This is a genomic window from Bacillus mobilis (assembly GCF_001884045.1).
Classification (GTDB): domain Bacteria; phylum Bacillota; class Bacilli; order Bacillales; family Bacillaceae_G; genus Bacillus_A; species Bacillus_A mobilis.
In genome coordinates, this window is sequence record NZ_MACF01000137.1 from 36,314 (window position 1) to 54,018 (window position 17,705).

Annotated in this window: 18 protein-coding genes; 1 reads left to right on the plus strand and 17 read right to left on the minus strand. The window is 32.8% G+C overall.

The annotated features are described in order from the left end of the window. Window positions 1-6 precede the first annotated feature (6 nt). From BAQ44_RS26715 to galE, 3 genes are all read right to left on the minus strand, one after another. A complete protein-coding gene (locus BAQ44_RS26715) occupies window positions 7-1,437 on the minus strand; it encodes a sensor histidine kinase (protein ID WP_071724741.1) in 1,431 nt (476 codons plus the stop codon). A gap of 11 nt (window positions 1,438-1,448) precedes the next feature. Next, window positions 1,449-2,120, minus strand: coding sequence for a response regulator transcription factor (locus tag BAQ44_RS26720; protein ID WP_071724744.1), 672 nt, complete (start codon window positions 2,118-2,120; stop codon window positions 1,449-1,451). A 118-nt stretch (window positions 2,121-2,238) separates the two neighbouring features. Further along, window positions 2,239-3,231, minus strand: a complete 993-nt coding sequence (gene galE, locus BAQ44_RS26725; protein WP_061679387.1) for a UDP-glucose 4-epimerase GalE — start codon at window positions 3,229-3,231, stop codon at window positions 2,239-2,241. Window positions 3,232-3,430: 199 nt separating this feature from the next. On the opposite strand from galE, the gene BAQ44_RS31880 reads away from it, so the two are divergent. Then, entirely contained in the window at window positions 3,431-4,507 is a 1,077-nt protein-coding gene (locus BAQ44_RS31880; RefSeq protein WP_084669652.1) for an acyltransferase family protein, read from the plus strand. Between the two features lie 84 nt (window positions 4,508-4,591). On the opposite strand, the gene BAQ44_RS26735 is transcribed toward BAQ44_RS31880, so the two are convergent. The 14 genes from BAQ44_RS26735 to BAQ44_RS26800 form a co-directional block, all read right to left on the minus strand. Further along, window positions 4,592-5,419 carry an SGNH/GDSL hydrolase family protein gene (locus BAQ44_RS26735; RefSeq protein ID WP_071724748.1) on the minus strand — a complete coding sequence of 276 codons (828 nt, stop codon included), beginning with the start codon at window positions 5,417-5,419 and terminating at the stop codon, window positions 4,592-4,594. Window positions 5,420-5,517: 98 nt separating this feature from the next. Continuing rightward, window positions 5,518-6,432, minus strand: a complete 915-nt coding sequence (tagU, locus tag BAQ44_RS26740) for a polyisoprenyl-teichoic acid--peptidoglycan teichoic acid transferase TagU (protein WP_071724750.1) — start codon at window positions 6,430-6,432, stop codon at window positions 5,518-5,520. Window positions 6,433-6,508: 76 nt separating this feature from the next. Beyond that, entirely contained in the window at window positions 6,509-7,420 is a 912-nt protein-coding gene (locus BAQ44_RS26745; RefSeq protein ID WP_071724752.1) for a glycosyltransferase, read from the minus strand. A 118-nt stretch (window positions 7,421-7,538) separates the two neighbouring features. Beyond that, window positions 7,539-8,681: a glycosyltransferase family protein gene (locus BAQ44_RS26750; RefSeq protein ID WP_071724755.1), complete on the minus strand. Its 1,143-nt coding sequence runs from the start codon at window positions 8,679-8,681 to the stop codon at window positions 7,539-7,541. A gap of 78 nt (window positions 8,682-8,759) precedes the next feature. Next, window positions 8,760-9,254 carry a PssE/Cps14G family polysaccharide biosynthesis glycosyltransferase gene (gene pssE, locus BAQ44_RS26755; protein ID WP_071724756.1) on the minus strand — a complete coding sequence of 165 codons (495 nt, stop codon included), beginning with the start codon at window positions 9,252-9,254 and terminating at the stop codon, window positions 8,760-8,762. After that, window positions 9,251-9,703 (minus strand): PssD/Cps14F family polysaccharide biosynthesis glycosyltransferase, encoded by a 453-nt coding sequence (gene pssD, locus BAQ44_RS26760; protein WP_071724758.1) that lies wholly within the window; start codon window positions 9,701-9,703, stop codon window positions 9,251-9,253. Before pssD ends, pssE begins: the two co-directional genes overlap by 4 nt. After that, a complete protein-coding gene (locus tag BAQ44_RS26765) occupies window positions 9,703-10,998 on the minus strand; it encodes an O-antigen ligase family protein (protein ID WP_071724760.1) in 1,296 nt (431 codons plus the stop codon). The genes pssD and BAQ44_RS26765 overlap by 1 nt, the downstream gene beginning before the upstream one ends. 79 nt (window positions 10,999-11,077) lie before the next feature. Next, window positions 11,078-12,238 (minus strand): UDP-galactopyranose mutase, encoded by a 1,161-nt coding sequence (gene glf / locus BAQ44_RS26770; protein ID WP_071724763.1) that lies wholly within the window; start codon window positions 12,236-12,238, stop codon window positions 11,078-11,080. Window positions 12,239-12,240: 2 nt separating this feature from the next. Then, window positions 12,241-13,485: a flippase gene (locus tag BAQ44_RS26775; RefSeq protein WP_071724764.1), complete on the minus strand. Its 1,245-nt coding sequence runs from the start codon at window positions 13,483-13,485 to the stop codon at window positions 12,241-12,243. An 86-nt stretch (window positions 13,486-13,571) separates the two neighbouring features. Further along, window positions 13,572-14,252: a sugar transferase gene (locus tag BAQ44_RS26780; RefSeq protein WP_071724767.1), complete on the minus strand. Its 681-nt coding sequence runs from the start codon at window positions 14,250-14,252 to the stop codon at window positions 13,572-13,574. 17 nt (window positions 14,253-14,269) lie between these two features. After that, window positions 14,270-15,151: a UTP--glucose-1-phosphate uridylyltransferase BpsC gene (gene bpsC / locus BAQ44_RS26785; RefSeq protein ID WP_071724769.1), complete on the minus strand. Its 882-nt coding sequence runs from the start codon at window positions 15,149-15,151 to the stop codon at window positions 14,270-14,272. A 243-nt stretch (window positions 15,152-15,394) separates the two neighbouring features. Continuing rightward, window positions 15,395-16,162: a tyrosine-protein phosphatase gene (locus BAQ44_RS26790; RefSeq protein ID WP_071724771.1), complete on the minus strand. Its 768-nt coding sequence runs from the start codon at window positions 16,160-16,162 to the stop codon at window positions 15,395-15,397. Between the two features lie 108 nt (window positions 16,163-16,270). Beyond that, on the minus strand, window positions 16,271-16,972 hold the full coding sequence (locus tag BAQ44_RS26795; protein ID WP_071724774.1) for a CpsD/CapB family tyrosine-protein kinase: 702 nt from the start codon (window positions 16,970-16,972) through the stop codon (window positions 16,271-16,273). Next, complete coding sequence (locus tag BAQ44_RS26800) at window positions 16,962-17,705, minus strand: YveK family protein (RefSeq protein ID WP_071724776.1); 744 nt, start codon at window positions 17,703-17,705, stop codon at window positions 16,962-16,964. The genes BAQ44_RS26795 and BAQ44_RS26800 overlap by 11 nt, the downstream gene beginning before the upstream one ends.

The window sequence follows — 17,705 nt, forward strand, 5'->3', positions numbered from 1 at the left end:
AATGTATCATTTAACCGCTTTCAAGTTTTTTATGTCTTCCATCTGTCTTGGAAGTAAGAATGTAATAAATATTGTAGTACCAACCTCTTCACTACTCTCAATTCGCATACTTCCGCCCTGCTTATTCAGAATCTCCTGACAAATATACAAGCCGTAACCATTCCCGTAACTAGAAGGCAGTACCTTCCCTTCTGGCGATTCATTCCACTCTGCAAGCACACCTTCATCTATACCAATGCCATCATCATGAACAAAAACCTTCGCCTCACGTTCATTTACAATTACATTCATACGAATTTGCGTAGCATCGCTATATTTTATCGCATTATCGAGCACGTTTAAGAAGATTTGTTTCGTCTTATCAAAATCCGCAACAACATGTACATCTGTTAACTCATTTATCACTTCAATCTCAAATTTCTGCAGGCGAGGTTTCACAATTGAAACTGCTTCTTCTGCTAATTCCTTTATATTCACAACTGTAGGTGACACTTCAAACGTACTCGTTCCGTACTTTGAAGACTTAAGTAATTCCTCCACAAGTGATAATAAACGCTCACTCTCTACAGCTACATAACGCAGGCTTTCCTGTACATCTTCCTTCGCCTTTAACTTCGGAATTAAATCCACATAGCCAATAATCGCCGTTAGCGGTGTTTTTAGCTCATGCGTAATACGGTCTAAGAAATCTTTCTGCTTCTCTTTCTCCTCTTTCAATTGCTTAATATGCAATTCAATTCCATCAGCCATCGCATTAAAAGATGCTGAAAGCTGAGCAATTTCCACATATTCATTTAGCTCAATCTTGCTTTTATAATCCCCATTCGCAAGCCGCTTTGCCATTTGTCTTAACTGATCAATCGGCTTATGAAGAGACTTTGCCAAACGAATTGCAAAGAAAATACCCGCAGCTACGAGACAAAGAGACGTCATTAAAAACGTCCAACCGACATTTGTTAAAACTTCCTTCTCACCCGTTAACTCATTTATAAAACGAACACTTCCAATGACATCGTTTCCATAATACACTGGGCTTGAAAATAAAAGAATTGGAGCTGGGTCTCCCTCTTCAAAAACATACGATTTCTTCCCCTTCAAAGAACTCGCAATATCGATATTTCGATGAAGAAGTGCTCCCTTTTGCGTATCCGCCACAACATCTCCATTCTTCCCAATCATCTGTACACGTACATCCATACGCTTCGCTAAATACGAAGCAATTAAAAGTGAATTCGGACCGAGCGTCTCGACCTCTGCTTCCTTCTCTAAATAATTCATCGTATAAATTTGTGCTTCTACACTTAACTTTTCTAAAGAATTTGCCGCGTTATGATACATATTCTTTTCTAACGTAATATAAACAACTGCGTACAAAAGAACAAAAATCGGGATTAACAGTCCCACTATTCCAAACACCATATTTCTCTTTAAAGACATACCATCACCACTTAACAATCCAGTTTATAGCCGACGCCATAAATTGTCTTAATATATTCCCCACTATTCCCTAGCTTCTTCCGCAGTCTTTGCACCATAATATCAACCGCTCTCGTATTTCCGATATACTCAAATCCCCATACTTTCTCAAGTAACTCATCTCTCATAAATACACGCTGCGGATTGGAAACAAACAACTGACATAAATTAAACTCTCTGTACGTTAACTGAATTTCTTGTCCACTAACATGTACTTTTCTTTCCTTAGGACAGATCGTTATCTCCCCCGCCCCAATCACTTCATGACTTACTGTTACCTCTCTCTTCTTCACACGCCGCGTCATATTCTTGACCCGAAGAATAAGCTCCGCATAATTAAACGGCTTCGTCACATAATCATCTGCACCTAGCTGCAGACCAAGCAATTTATCATTCATCTGACTCTTCGCAGTTAACATCAGTACTGGAATATCCCTATTCTTCTCACGGAACAAACGAAGCAACTCATACCCATCTGTATCTGGAAGCATAACATCCAAAATCAATACATCCGGCCCTTCATTCCATTTCTCTAAAGCTTCTCTTCCATCAGCCGCCGTGAGCACTTCATACCCTTCCATCTCCAACTGCATCCGAATCAAATTACGAATACTCGATTCATCATCAACTACAAGTATTTTCATTATTCTCCTCCTTCCATCCCGTATTATAGTACAGTTTAGTATAGCAAAAATCCTATAGAAAAAGAGAGGGTATTGTCGAACATATTTTGTCGACGATACCCTCTCTCACTTATTATATTTATTTAGCATACCCATTAGGTTGCTTCTGATGCCAATTCCAAGCATGCTCAATGATTGTCTTCACATTTACATACTGAGGATCCCATCCTAACTTCTCTTTCGCTTTCTGAGAAGAAGCAACTAAACGTGCTGGATCTCCTGCACGGCGCGGCGCTACCTCAGCTGGAATTTCATGATTTGTAACTTCACGAACTGCATCAACGATTTCTTTCACACTGAAACCATTACCATTTCCTAAGTTATAGAAATCACTCTCTCCGCCGTTCTGTAGGTCTTTAAGCCCTAAGAAGTGAGCTGCCACTAAATCTTCAACATGAATATAATCACGGATACAAGTACCATCTGGTGTATTATAATCCTCACCAAACATCATAATCTTCTCACGTTGACCTAATGCCACTTGCAGTACAAGAGGAATTAAGTGTGTCTCTGGACGGTGATCTTCCCCAATAATACCATTTGGAGTTGCACCAGCTACGTTAAAGTATCTGAAAATCTTATATCGTAAGTTAGAAGCTTGGCTATACCAATGAAGCATCTTCTCGATTGCTAACTTCGTTTCTCCATACGTATTCGTTGGATTTGTCATCGTTTCCTCAGTAATAAGGTCTACATCCACCTCACCATACGTTGCCGCAGTAGAAGAGAAAATAAACTTATCTACCTTAAACTCATCCATTACCTCTAATAAACAAAGTGCACCATACACGTTGTTATTATAATATTGAAGAGGCTTCTCCATACTAACTCCAACTAAAGAATCAGCTGCAAAGTGCATAACTGCCTCAATATTTTCTTGTGTAAAAACATCTCTTAAAAATGCTTTATCACGAAGGTCGCCATTATAAAACTTCGCACCTTCCGTAATTGCATCCTCATGACCAGTTTGTAAGTTATCTACTACTACTACAGATAAACCTTCGTCTACTAATTTTTTAACAGCGTGAGAACCGATATAACCAGCTCCACCGCAGATTAGAATTGAATTCATTGTCTTCACCTAACTTTACTTTTTATAAAATACTTACTATTTTTCTCTAGCAAATTCCATATCCATTCTTATTATACATAACTTTAATAACTAAGAAAAATCTTTGTTATTAATGCTTCAATATAAAATGCCATTTAGCCCTTCATAATTCAAAATAAACTGTAATTTGATGAAGACTTATTAATAATGTACCATAAATATGACATATAAGAAGTTGGGAGTTATAAAATTGAAAGATACACTAAATTCATCATCACGAATACAAGCAATAGACATCGTCAGAGGGATAACTATCTCACTAGTAGTTATGGGCCATACGGAAATGCCCCCGCAATTAAATAATATCTTTTCTGCTTTTCGAATGCCCCTATTTTTTATGGTTTCTGGTTACTTACTTAACGTAACTAAACATTCAGATAATTTCTCGACCTTTATACAAACCCGGATATGGAGACTACTAATTCCATATTTTTCAGCGGGTATACTCTTCTACATAATATGGATAATAAGACAATATTATAATCAAGATTATACACTCTCTTGGTATGAGCCCATAATAGGAATTTTCTATGGGAATGGTGAAATGTTATACGTCAATGTACCTATATGGTTTTTAATTTGCTTATTTTGCTCAGAAGTACTATTTTTAGCAATAATGAGTCTAATACAATCCTATAAAAATTCGCTTCAACTCCTTATCTTTATAGGAATAGGGTTTATCGGGGGGTATATTAGTTACTATGTACATTTACCATGGGGACTAGATATCGCTTTCGTTGTACAATTATTTTTGTACATTGGAAATAAATTTAAATCAATTGGTTTGTTTAAGTGTTTCCATTTCCCAATTACCTTTATTATAATAAGTACTATTCTATTTATTATTCTTAATCCAATTAATGGCCTTATAGATATTAATAATCGGATTTACGGTAACATTATTTTATTTTATATTAACGGTTTCTTAGGTAGTGTAATTATGCTCTATGCAGCTCAACTATTAGGGAATAGCAAAGTTTTTTCTAAAATATTTATTTATTTTGGCAAAAATTCAATAAATATTTTAATTTTTCACAATGCAACATTTTGGTTTCTTAGCATGCTGAATAACACATTACACTCCCCCCTTCTTTCGCACTGGTTTATCTATACTATTTTTGGGATTACTATGAGTCTATTTATTTCATTTATCATCAAAAAGTACCCTCTACTTCAGATGCTATTTAATGGCGTAAGACAAAAAAACAAAAAGTTTCTATCTAACTATAAAAATTAATAATAAGAACGACTCAGTAATTAATCACTGAGTCGTTCTATACCTCTATATTACATACATTAAACTTATAAATAGCTTTTTATATCAAACAGCTTCATTAGATATGAAATAGTTCATTATATATTGCCCCCAAACTTCATGCCCCTTCGCACTAGGGAATCCAAACTCTTCTTGTAAATATGGTAAAATAGCCTTTGTTGTTGCATCAGGCCATGCTCCCCAATGATCTACATATGTATAACCATTTTGTGTCGCAAATTGTTTTAATGCTTCAATTGCCTTCGGATAATTCTTCGCACCATACACTGGGTTTGGTGGTTGAATCATAATCGTAGCACCCTTTGCACTAGTAGAAAGTGCTTGTACAAATTTCTGTGTACTCGCAACTGAGTTTCCATTACCAGTTTTACCATTGTCCGTAATAAATGGTGGTTCGAATAAAATCACATCTGGATTATCTTTCGCAATCTCTTTATCACGCTTATTTGCGATCAACTCTTCTGTGCTTTCACCCTTATATTCCTTTACCGTCACATTCCATAAGCCTTTACCGTAAGCAGTCTCTAAATTAGCCGTTAACTGAGCTGCCCAAGCATCTTTTTCAGATGAAGAAGCTTCATCACCAACAATTACAAGATTTACTGCCTTTTTATCCTCAGCAGCTTTCTTTAACTTCTCTTTCACTGCATCTGGTAAATTCTTCGCATATGCTTCATTAAAAGATGACTTTGCATCTTGCTTTTTCTCTGTTTTCTTCGCTCCGCTGTCTTTCACTTCAGACTTCGTTTTCGTTACTTCACTCGTCTGCCCTGTCGCATTCGCAACTTTCTTATTCCAGTACAATTTACCGCTCACAACCGAAGCGACAAACAATACAAAAATAAATAGGACAAGTACTGCTTTCTTATTCATCGATTCACCTCATCTATTAATCTCACAATATATAATACTAATATAAACTCACGCAAAAATAAACCCAACTCCTTCCAAAGGAGTTGGGTTATTATATATTACTTAGTCAATTCAAGATGCGCTCTTAATTTATTCGTAATATCTTGTTTCGCTGCATCTGGAACGTAGTAGTACCAAATACCATCAGCGGCTTTGTGACCATCGCCTGGGATTTGGATTTCTTCACTGTTCTGCATGCAATCTTTATAGTTCTTTTGAATATCAAACATTTGATCCTGAGTTAAACTTGTTTTAACATTTTTCTCAATCGCTTTTAACACATCGCCATAATTTGCAAGAGAAGATACACTTGCACCCTTTTTAATTACCGATTGGATAACTTGACGTTGGCGCATTTGGCGACCGAAGTCACCACGTGGATCTTCATAACGCATACGAGTATACTTTAATGCCGATTCACCATCTAAATGAATATTACCTTTAGCAAAGTGGGTCTCTCTTGATGTAAAATCTAAATCATTATTTACATCAACACCACCAACAGCATCTACAATATCTTTAAAACCAGCCATGTTTACTTCAATGTAATGATCAACTGGTACATTAATAAAATTCTCCACTGTTTTCACAGCCATATCAATGCCGCCAAAAGCATAAGCGTGATTAATCTTATCTTTCTTGCCCTTACCAATGATTTCAGTATAAGTATCACGAGGAATACTTGTAATCTTCATTGATTTTTTTTGTGGGTTCAATGTGAACAACATTAATGAATCAGACCTAGAAGTTTCATTCTCTCTTTGATCAGTTCCCATTAATAAAATTGAAATTGGCTTTTGATCTGATATATTTACTTTTTGATCCCTTTTTTCAGATTTATCACGATTTAATGGTTGATGTACCGACTCTAATGTATTAGATACCTTTGAATAAACATTATATGCATATATTCCACCAGCCATTAAAATTAGTGCTAAGCTTCCTAGGAGTACAAATATTATTTTTTTCTTCATTTAATATCCTTCTTTCCAATCTATAACTATATAAACATATTTCGTTCTTTTTAAGATATCCCACCAAACTACTTTATTATGGTGTTACACGCTTTCCTCTTTTACGTAGTATCCCATCTTTCATAGCCTTCATTAATAGTCCATAATCTTTAAGGCTAAACTTTTTAATTTCTTTAATACACTTTAAATTATAAAAAACAAACTGGAATAGTGCTCTCATATATACTATATATAAATTACCATATCTATAATCTAATTCTATTCTATTTCTAAGCATGTAATAATCTTTCCAATTAAAAATTTCCTTTTTTTGCAAATGAAGCGAGTGTCTTTTCATAATTGCTTTTTTTACAACGGCAAGTTTAAAACCTTTTTCTTGTGCACGAATTGAAAAATCCGCGTCATCACAAATGATAAAATATGAATCGTCAATATCTCCCACCGCTTTAAATACATCTCGATGTATTAGAGGACCTTCAAACGGAATTGATACTATTTCCCTGAATGGGTCCTTCATTTGGTCAGGATATACGCAATCAGTGGACTCTAATTGAAACGGATTTCTAAAGTTCAACTTTGTAGTATATGGTAAACTTTTATTGGATTCGATATCAATTCTATTAGTCTGTAAAATTGAATACTTACCGTTGGACTCCTCATATACTTTCAACAAATTTTCCAAGCAATCAGACTGTGGATAAACATCATCATCCATCAACCAACACCATTCAAACTCATAATTATTCGCCAATTCCACCCCAGCTTTAAATCCACCGGCGCCTCCCGTATTTTCCTCCAATCGATTATATTCTATACTACTGTTATTAATAAACCCCTTTTCCCTTAAGTACTCCTCAGTACCATCTGTAGAAGCATTATCTACAATAATAATTTTCTCAATTTTTTTAGATTGCTTTAATAGTCCATCTAAACAATTACATAACAATTCTTTCCTATTATAAGTTACAATAACAGTAATTACACTCACTTTTATATACTCCTTTATACGCTTCTAATTTACAAAACTTCTATTTTTCAACAAACAAAAATATACAATCCAACTTATTAAATATTTAGTTCGTGCCACAATTTTTTAAATTTTTTCCTTAATAAATTAATTTACCACCAACAATATCTTCCATATCCATCATTTTACTTTCCCAAGAATTTTTTAATGCAGTTTGCTTTCTACAAAGAATAGCATCTTCACTATCTAGCGTCTGTAATTTAGACAGAATATCCATAAATTCAGGCTTATCACTAGCTGTATATATCGACTTAATTTCTAATAAATCTTCAAAAGGAGTAGTAATTAGTGGTTTTCCCGCCGCTAAACATTCAAATGTTTTAACTGGAAAAACCCCTTTATTAAACTCATTAATCTTATATGGAAATATAATAGCATCTGCTTCTTTTATATAATTAATCAACTCTGTTCTAGGCATAGCATCCATTAAATACAAATTAGAGTACTTATCACTAAAAGGATTTTTCAGTTGCCAATCTCCTATCATACGTAACTCATAGTTTTTATCTAAAATCATTTTAATTAAATCGAAATCTAATTTATTTGATATAGAACCATAATATAGTAGTTTTGAATATTTTTTTCTAGGTTTTGATAATTCGTCATAAAACACATCTATATCTACACCATTTGTTATTAATTGAACCTCTTTATTAACTATATTGCTCTTCTCTCTCTTGTGATAGAGACCATCTGCAATTATCACATCAGCTAATTGCAAAAGCGCCTTTTCACTATCCCTTATCGATTTCATTGTATTTTCCGCATGTATAAAATTATATGCTACATCATAAACCAGCACTTCTGGATTAAGTTTCTTTGTAATACTAATCGTGGTTTCTGTTGGTAGATATGTAATGATTATTGGTTTTTTTTCCTTATATACACACTTCTCTTGAATTTCTGACACGATTTTATTAGTAAAATATAAATTATTTAAACTAATAAAAAGGCCGTTAGTAGGAGGTAGTGCTACCGGAGATACAATTTCAATATTTTCGTCTAAAGGATTCCTACTATCTTCATTTTTTTTCTTCATTAATCGATTGAATATACGTTTCATATCACCAAAGTGTGGATTTCTTTTTGCTGTTGTTTCAACGTATACAACATTGTTTTTTTTTGAAAAATGTGTAGCAACTTCATGATGTCTTTGCCACATAAAATTCCAATCAATAGAGGATAATATTATTATATCTCGATTTTTTATATTTCTTTTCATAAGGACTCCTTAAAAATAGACATTTCAATCCACTAGTTTATATTTACAATACTTCATAAATATTAGTTTTCTTTAAAATTACTGCATTATATTTTGAATCATATTTTCAAATTTATCCACAAAAACTTGATTATTTGTTACAAATTCCTTTTTTCCTATTGCATTCTCTTTTAAACATGTTTGTATTTTTTCTTCCATTTGATTTATGTCATATACCGCTATAACTTGTTTCTTTTTCTCTAATCTCTTTACAAAATCTACTTGATGATTATCAACGTGTTCATCAAAATCCTTATTTCTTGGTACAACTATGGGTGTTTTTCCTAATGATAACGGCGTCATAATACTCCCAGGTCCACCGTGAGTAATAATTACAGATGCCTCTTCCATTTTTTTCATCATTTCATTATAACCAATTAACTTAGATCCTTCGCAATACCTTGGGATATATGTAGAATAGCCATATTGAATGAAAACGTCACCTGTAATTTCTTTATTTTTTTTCATTTCATCTATTTTTTTTACTAACCTATCAAATTGCTGCTCATGTGTACCTGTGGTGACAAAAATCATAGCAATCCTCCTAATACTTCTCCCTTTGGATAAAACTTTTTTTGCTCCTCCCATTGTAATACAAATTTATCACAAATCGGATAAACAAGCTTTCCTGTAAGGGTTGGTGAATCTATCCTGTCATATACTTCTATATAAACTACTTTAGATTTAAAGAATAATTTACCTATATAAAAAAATGGAATAGCTGGAGCTGCACCAGTTGAAACAATAACATCTGGTTTTTCCTTAAATAATACTTTAATAGCTAAAAATGAATTTTTTATTAAATTTTTTATATTTCTATTTGAAGGATAATAGCACCATGTAGTATTTTCTTTTTCTAAAAGGGACTTACTGTCCTCTTTATTAAATGTTACCCATGTTCTTTCATGCTTTTCCCACCAAGGTTTCAACTGGTATAGTTGAGTTAAATGTCCACCACTAGAACCTACTAATAAAATTTTCATTAAGCTTCTCCTTTCAATCGTTTACTAATTCCTAAAATTAAACCAATCGATATAAAATAAAAATATGCAACTGTTTGTGGTGCATCTATATCCTCAGTTAACATCCAAAGTACTACTGTTAGCACTGAAATACCTAAATATTTTAAAATATACTTTTGAAGATATTCATTTGCATTAAAAAACAATTTCATCCAATTATATAGTGAGCAAAGTATGAATGAAATAAATAAAGAAAATCCTATAATTCCTGTTTTCATTAAAACACCAATATAAGTAGAGTGTGATCCTATTGGAACCTCTATCCAACTAACATAAGGTTTCATGCCTATCCCGAGAAATGGAGATGACATAGCATTTTGAATAGCCATTTTATATATTATTTGTCTCTGGCCGGTACTCGCTTCTCTAGAATCTAACATAAAGCTTGCAAAATCATCTAAAAAGAAGTACATAGTAATAAATAAAACGGCACCTACACACATAATTTGAGATATTTTCAGATAAATCCCCTTATTTTTAGGGACAGTGATAGCACTTACGACTATACTAGCGACAACTAAAGACATTATTGCCGTACGTGATAATGAAAAAATCAGAGGTAACATTATAATTAACAGTTCAAAATAACTTTTTACCTTCCCCTTCTTAACAAGTTTATAATATACAATTGCCAGGAAAATAATAATACTCGTTCCAACACCTGTTGCCGTTGGATAAAGGAAAAAACCTGTAAATCTTGGGAAATCCGATTGTAAAAACCAATCTGTTTTTACAATATTTAAGTTCATAGTGCTTTCAATTATATCGAATCTTAATGACTGGGGAATCACGTTATATAAAAGAGACTTTATTTCTACCAAATATTCTCCTTTTTTCCAAATATAAATTGAATATATACAAAATACACCTTGTATTAATCCAACAATTCTAAAAGAATTTAATAATTTCACTAAATCTTTCAATTCTATTTCAGCATTATTAATTGAAACAATAATACAAAAACCCATAATCCAGTAACTTAAATTATATATAGATCCAACTACTCTATTCATTTCAAAAGCTGATGAATTAATCACAATTGAACTGGCATATACCAAAATAAAGAATAGTAATAATTTACTATACCCTTTATAAATAACTTGTCGATTACTTTTTTTACAGTATAAAAGAGCAGATATAAACATCAATAAAGAAATCATATGAAAAATTATTATGTTCAAACCTAAAATCCACCATAAGGGAATTAGTAGCACCCCTATTCTAGCTATACTCATTGGTAATCTTTTATATTTCATATCCAACCTCTTATAATAATTTAATATAATTAGTACAAAATAAAGTTTCTATACAAAATGTATAGAAACTTTATTTATATTAATTATTCGGTTTGTTGATTTTCTCATTAAAAATCTTTATCGATCTAGCAATAACCATATCCATATCATAGTATTGATATTCTGCCAATCGTCCAATACAAATCAAACTATCGTGCTTTTTAGCTTCCTTTCTATATTTATGATATAACTCTTGATTATCATCATTTTTTATTGGATAGTACGGAGTATTTTCCTCTGGAATATACTCTTGTGAAAACTCTTTAACTGTTGTCGTTACATTTAGTTTTTGATTTGTTAAATGCTTAAACTCCGTTACTCTTGTAAAATTATAGTCATTAGGATAGTTAATAGTTCCTACTTTTTGAACATACTCTTCATTATAGCTTTCAAATTTAAAATCTAACGAACGATATGGAAGTTGACCATATTTATAATCAAAGAAGAAGTCAATTGGTCCTGTATATATTATCTTTCCATCAAATTTGTTACCAAATAACTTTATCTCTCCATTGTTAGTATCAAAATCAACAACTTCTTTATAATCCGTATTTAACATTACCTTGATATTAGGATGATTTAGCATGCTTTCAAAAACTTTTGTATAACCCTCTTTTGGCATCCCTTGATATGAATCTTGAAAATAGCGGTTATCTCTACTGATATGTACTGGAACACGCCCTGTTACTGAGGAATCTAATTCCTCCGGTTTAATTCCCCATTGCTTTAATGTATATCCTAGAAAAACTTTCTCATATATATATTCCGCCAAAAATCTAAGATCTTCATCCTCAACTTCTCTCAATTTTAATATCGGTACTTTTTTATTATACCCAAAATTACTAATTAGCTTTTTCTCTAATTTTGTCGCTAAATCCTTAGGGAAAATTTGATCAATTGAGTTTAAATTAAATGGGATTGGTACCTTTTTCCCATCAATTACACCAAGTACTTCATGATGATAATGAAGCCATGATGTAAATTTCGACAAATAATCCCATACACTCTTTATTTTTGTATGGAAAATGTGAGGTCCATAGTTATGGATTAATACACCATCCTTATCATAAGAATCAAATGCATTACCACCTATATGATTACGTTTTTCAATGATTAATACCTTCTCATTTAGTTGAGAAGCTATACGTTCAGCAATAACACTTCCAGCAAATCCAGCACCGACAATAATATACTTAAACATAATTACCTCCATAAATTAACTTTTTTCTTCTTCAAATAAATTACCATTGTTCCCGTAACTATTAATTCTATCAATAACAATGCTATTGCTGTACCGATATGATTATATAAAGGGACAAATATAGCTGCCAATATAATATTAATTCCACTAGAAAACATTAAAATCTTTGAAAAGGCTTTTTTATAACCAAAATTAATCATAACTTGAACGCCTAAAATATTACTAATACTCACTAATAGCGGCAATGGCGATAAAATTTTTAAAACTAATATAGACTCTCTATAATCAGGTCCAAAAACTAAATCCACAATTAACTCTGAAAATAGAAATACTAGAATAGAAATACCTAAAAATATAAAAATATTTAACTTCAGAATTTTTCTTATAAATCTTAAAGCCTCAACTTTTGAATCAATTGCTATTCGGCTGAGATGTGGAAATATTGTTTGCGAAATAGGGTTAATCAATCCATTTATAGCATTTATTAACTTTTCAGCACTTGCATAATAACCTGTAATTGTATTGTTGGTAAAAATCCCTAATATAAATGTATTACTAATTGTATACAAACTAACTGAGATGGTTGAAATAAAAATATCCCAGCCTTCTCTTAATTCTTTTTGAATATCTCTAAACTTTGGTTTTACAATTACCAAATCATATTTTCCCTTTATAATTACTAAAGAAATAATACCAACGGTAATATAACCAACTGAAGTAAGAGCTGGCACTAAATAAAAATCCTCTGCGGTTTTAACAAAAATAAATAAACTAACAGTAAAAAACAGTTTCGAAATTGCATTTAAAACTGAAATAACTTTCATATTTTCTAATCCCTGAAAAAACCAGATTGGAAACAAGACATTACCAAGTACCATCCCAAAGGTTAATACATATATCTCCCAATTAACTCCAAATTTTTCAACGATATATAATATGCACATTAAAATAATAAAACTAATAACCATTAGAGCTAATTTTATACTCATTACTGTTGAAAATATACGAGAGAGTTCTCCCTTATCTTTGCGATTAATTGAAATTTCTTTCGTGGCAGTCAAATTGAATCCATAATCGGTTAAAAGAACAAAATACTGGATTAATGCTTGTGCAAAAGCGATTATTCCGAATTTTTCTGGTCCTAAAGTTCTAAGTAAATACGGTAAAGTTATTAATGGCAATAAATAATTTACCCCCTGGACACTTAACAATGATAAAAAGTTTATAAATAATCTTTTATTATGCATCTAAATAAACCAATCCATTCAAGGGCCTGCAGCCTTGCGAATACAATCCCATAATTTTAACAGCGCCTATTTCATACACTATAATTTTAAAATGCATCTTTTGAACCAATAAGCACCCTAAATGTTCTTACTATAATTTTAATATCCAAAAAAATACTTCTACGTTGAATATAAATGATGTCTAGTGCAACCATCTCTTTAAATCCTGTATTACTTCTTCCACTTACTTGCCATAATCCTGTACACCCTGGTGTAACAAGCAATCTTTGTTTATCATAAGAATTGTATTCTTTGACCTCTCTTTGAAGTGGTGGTCGTGGTCCAACTAAGCTCATATCACCCTTTAATACATTTAATAACTGTGGTAATTCGTCTATGCTTGTTTTACGAATAAATTTACCAATTTTAGTTACGCGCGGATCCACTTTCATCTTAAACATAGCACCCGATACTTCATTATACTGCAATAAATCTTTTAGTCGTTCTTCTGCATCTGTGACCATCGAGCGAAACTTGTACATCCCAAATTCCTTTCCATCTTTTCCAACACGAGTTTGTTTGAAAAAGACAGGGCCTTTTGGATCCTCAATTTTAATAACCATGGCAACAATTACAAAAATCGGTAAAAGAAAAATAAGACCACAAATTGCACCAACTACGTCCATTAAACGTTTCGTAAACAAATATATACTATTCTGATTTACCTCTTCAGCAGCAAGTAATCCTTGTTCCTTTGCAGTTCCACTGGATACTTTCGTTAAGGCCAATGCCCTTCCACCTCACTTTATACATGCACATTTTCTGTTTTTACTAGTTCATTCATATACTGCATTAATTCATCTTTCAATTCTTCATGCTGAAGTGCCATCTCAATCGTAGTCTTAATAAATCCAAACTTCTCTCCAACATCATAGCGAGTTCCTTCAAAATCATAGGCAAATACACGTTGAATTTCATTTAAACGTTGAATCGCGTCTGTTAATTGAATTTCTCCACCAGCTCCTGTTTGTTGGCTCTCAAGAAACATAAAAATTTCTGGTGTTAATACGTAACGACCCATAATTGCCAAATTAGATGGCGCTGTTCCTTCTGTTGGCTTTTCAACAAATTGACGCACTTGATAACGACGGTCATTTTTTTCAACTGGATCGATAATACCGTAACGATGCGTTTCATTTTCAGGTACCGTTTGTACACCAATAACCGATGACTGTGTACTTTCATATTGATCCATTAATTGACGTAAACATGGCGTTTCTGCTTGTACAATATCGTCGCCAAGTAATACCGCAAATGGTTCATTCCCAATAAACTTACGTGCACACCATACTGCGTGCCCGAGTCCCTTTGGTTCTTTTTGTCTTATATAATGAATATTTATTTTGGATGAAGCTTGTACTTTTTCAAGTATTTCATACTTTCCTTTTTCCAAAAGGTTTTGTTCTAATTCAAATGAATGATCAAAATGATCTTCAATTGCACGCTTTCCTTTTCCAGTAACAATAATAATGTCTTCAATTCCCGATTCTATTGCTTCTTCTACTATGTATTGAATTGTCGGTTTATCGACGATTGGTAACATTTCTTTCGGCATTGCCTTCGTTGCTGGTAAAAACCTTGTCCCAAGACCAGCTGCTGGAATAATTGCTTTTCTTACTTTTTTCAAATTTCTTCCCTCCAAATTTTTTTATAAAAATGCAACAATAACAAAAAACCCTACCTATAGAGTCATATTTATAACTCCATAGGTAGAGTTTCTAAATATTAATAAACTATGGGCATCTAACCCAACCTCACGTCATACTCCCGACGACAAGCGTCTAAGGTAGGTTCGAAATAAAAATTTCTACCCACAGCACGACCGAGTGCCTCCGTTGATAACGGTTAGGAGACATCACCTGTTCTTTATTTAAAAAATACCGAACAATTTTTTACGACGAATTTGTTCTGGATCTTCTTTATAAATTGATTTCCCGCTAATGATTAAATACGGATTCTCTCTTAAATCATTCATAACACTTGCGCCAAATTCTTTCTCTATTAGTTCATAGCTTTCTGCTAAATGAAACCCTCTTGACGTTGTGTTATGTGCATCTGATGCGATCATATGCGTTAAATTATGTTCAACCAGTTGTAGCGAGAATTTTTTAATCTTTTTCCCGAATTTACCTAGAAGACTTCCTGCCGTTACTTGTGTCAATGCACCTTTATTGACAAGGTTATATAACTTATCAGGCCGCTCAATTAACTCGGCATTACGTTCTGGGTGAACGATAATTGGGATTATTCCTTTTACACGTAGTTCATAAAATAGTTGTTCTGCATAACGAGGTACATGATTAGACGGAAATTCAATGAATATATATTTGTTTGTTTCATTTAAAGTAACAATTTTACCAGCTTCATAGTCTTCTAATAAATCACCGTATAACCTGACTTCTTGCCCTGGTAAAACCTTCAGCGGGATTCCATTTTGTTGTAGTTCATCATTTAATTGTTTTATTTGATGAATAATAGAAGTACGCTCATTTACATATTTTCCGTTTTGATGATGTGGCGTTGCGACAATTGTATGTATTCCTTCTGCCACAGCTCGTTTTGCCATCGCTAAACTATCTGTTACTGTTTGTGCACCATCATCAATACCAGATAAAATGTGACAATGTAAATCAATCATTCTTTTCATCCTCCCTCTCTTATAGTAATCTTTTTTCCCTTGAATATGAGACATCCCTCATATTCAAGGGAAAAAAGGAGATATGTTTCCCATATCTCACTCTTTTAATTAATTTGCACCGTAGTAATAATATAGGCCCTGTTCACGTTCACGATCGTTCAGGACAACACCTAACAATTTCCCTTTAGCCGATTCTAACAATCCTTTTGCCTTTACTGCCGTTTCTTTCTCTGTTGATTCACTACGAACGACAAGAATAGAAGCATCACATACATTTGCCATAATTTGCGCATCTGTAACAGCTAAAATTGGTGGTAAATCAAAAATGACCAAATCATACATACTGTATGCTTGTGCAAGAAGCTCCTGCATTGATTTTGATCCTAACAATTCTGCCGGATTTGGCGGAATTGGACCACAAGCTAAAAAGTGTAAATTATCAACTGATGTCGTTTGTACACATTTTTCTAAACGTTCACTATTTGTTAATACGTTCGTCAATCCGAAAATATTATCTACTTGGAACATTTGATGCATCGCTGGTTTACGCATATCTGCATCAATTAATAATACTTTCTTTCCTTGCTGTGCGAACACGACTGCCATATTCGCTGTTGTCGTTGTTTTACCTTCACTTGGGTTCGCAGACGTTATCATTAATGAATGTAAATTCGTATCAACAGCTGCAAATTCAATATTCGTTCGAATATTACGATATTGTTCCGAAATTGGTGACTTTGGTTGTTGCTGAGCAATTAATTGACGACGTTGACGATGATTTTTTTTCTTTTTAAATAAATTAAGAGCCAATTGTTTGTCCCCTCACTTTTCTTGATGATGGAGCGTGTGATTTCATAGTTGTTGTTTCTTCATCCATACGAGCTACAATTCCTAACACTGGCAAGCCAAGTAAGTTTTCTATATCTTCTTCCTTTTTCATCGTGTTATCTAAGTATTCTAGTAAGAATGCAAGACTAATTGAAGCCATTAAACCAACCACAAAAGCGATTGCTACATTAATCATTGGTCGAGGCTTAATTGGAGATTGATTCTCAACAACTTCTGCTTTTGATAGTACAGTTACGTTATCAACACTCATAATCTTTGCAACTTCTGCTTTAAATACATCTGCAGTTGCATTAGCGATATCACGAGCTACTTTTGGATCCTTATCCTCTACCGTTACAGAAATAACTTGTGAATCTTTTTCATTTGCAACATTAATCTTTCCTGTTAACGCTTGTGCTGTCATATTTAAATTTAATTTTTCATTCACTTGTTCTAAGATTACGGGACTTTTAATAATAACCTTATATGTATTCGTTAATTGAATATTCGTTTGAATTTCACCAGCTTGTATCATTGTCCCATCTTGTTTCTTCTGGTTTACAAGAATTTGCGTTGAAGATTGATAGATTGGTGTCATAAAGAAAAAGCTAATAATAGCACTTATGATTGCCAAACCGAATGTAACAGTGAGAATCATTGCTAAACGTTTTTTTAAAATATGAAATAACTCTTTCAAACTAATTGTTTCTTCCAT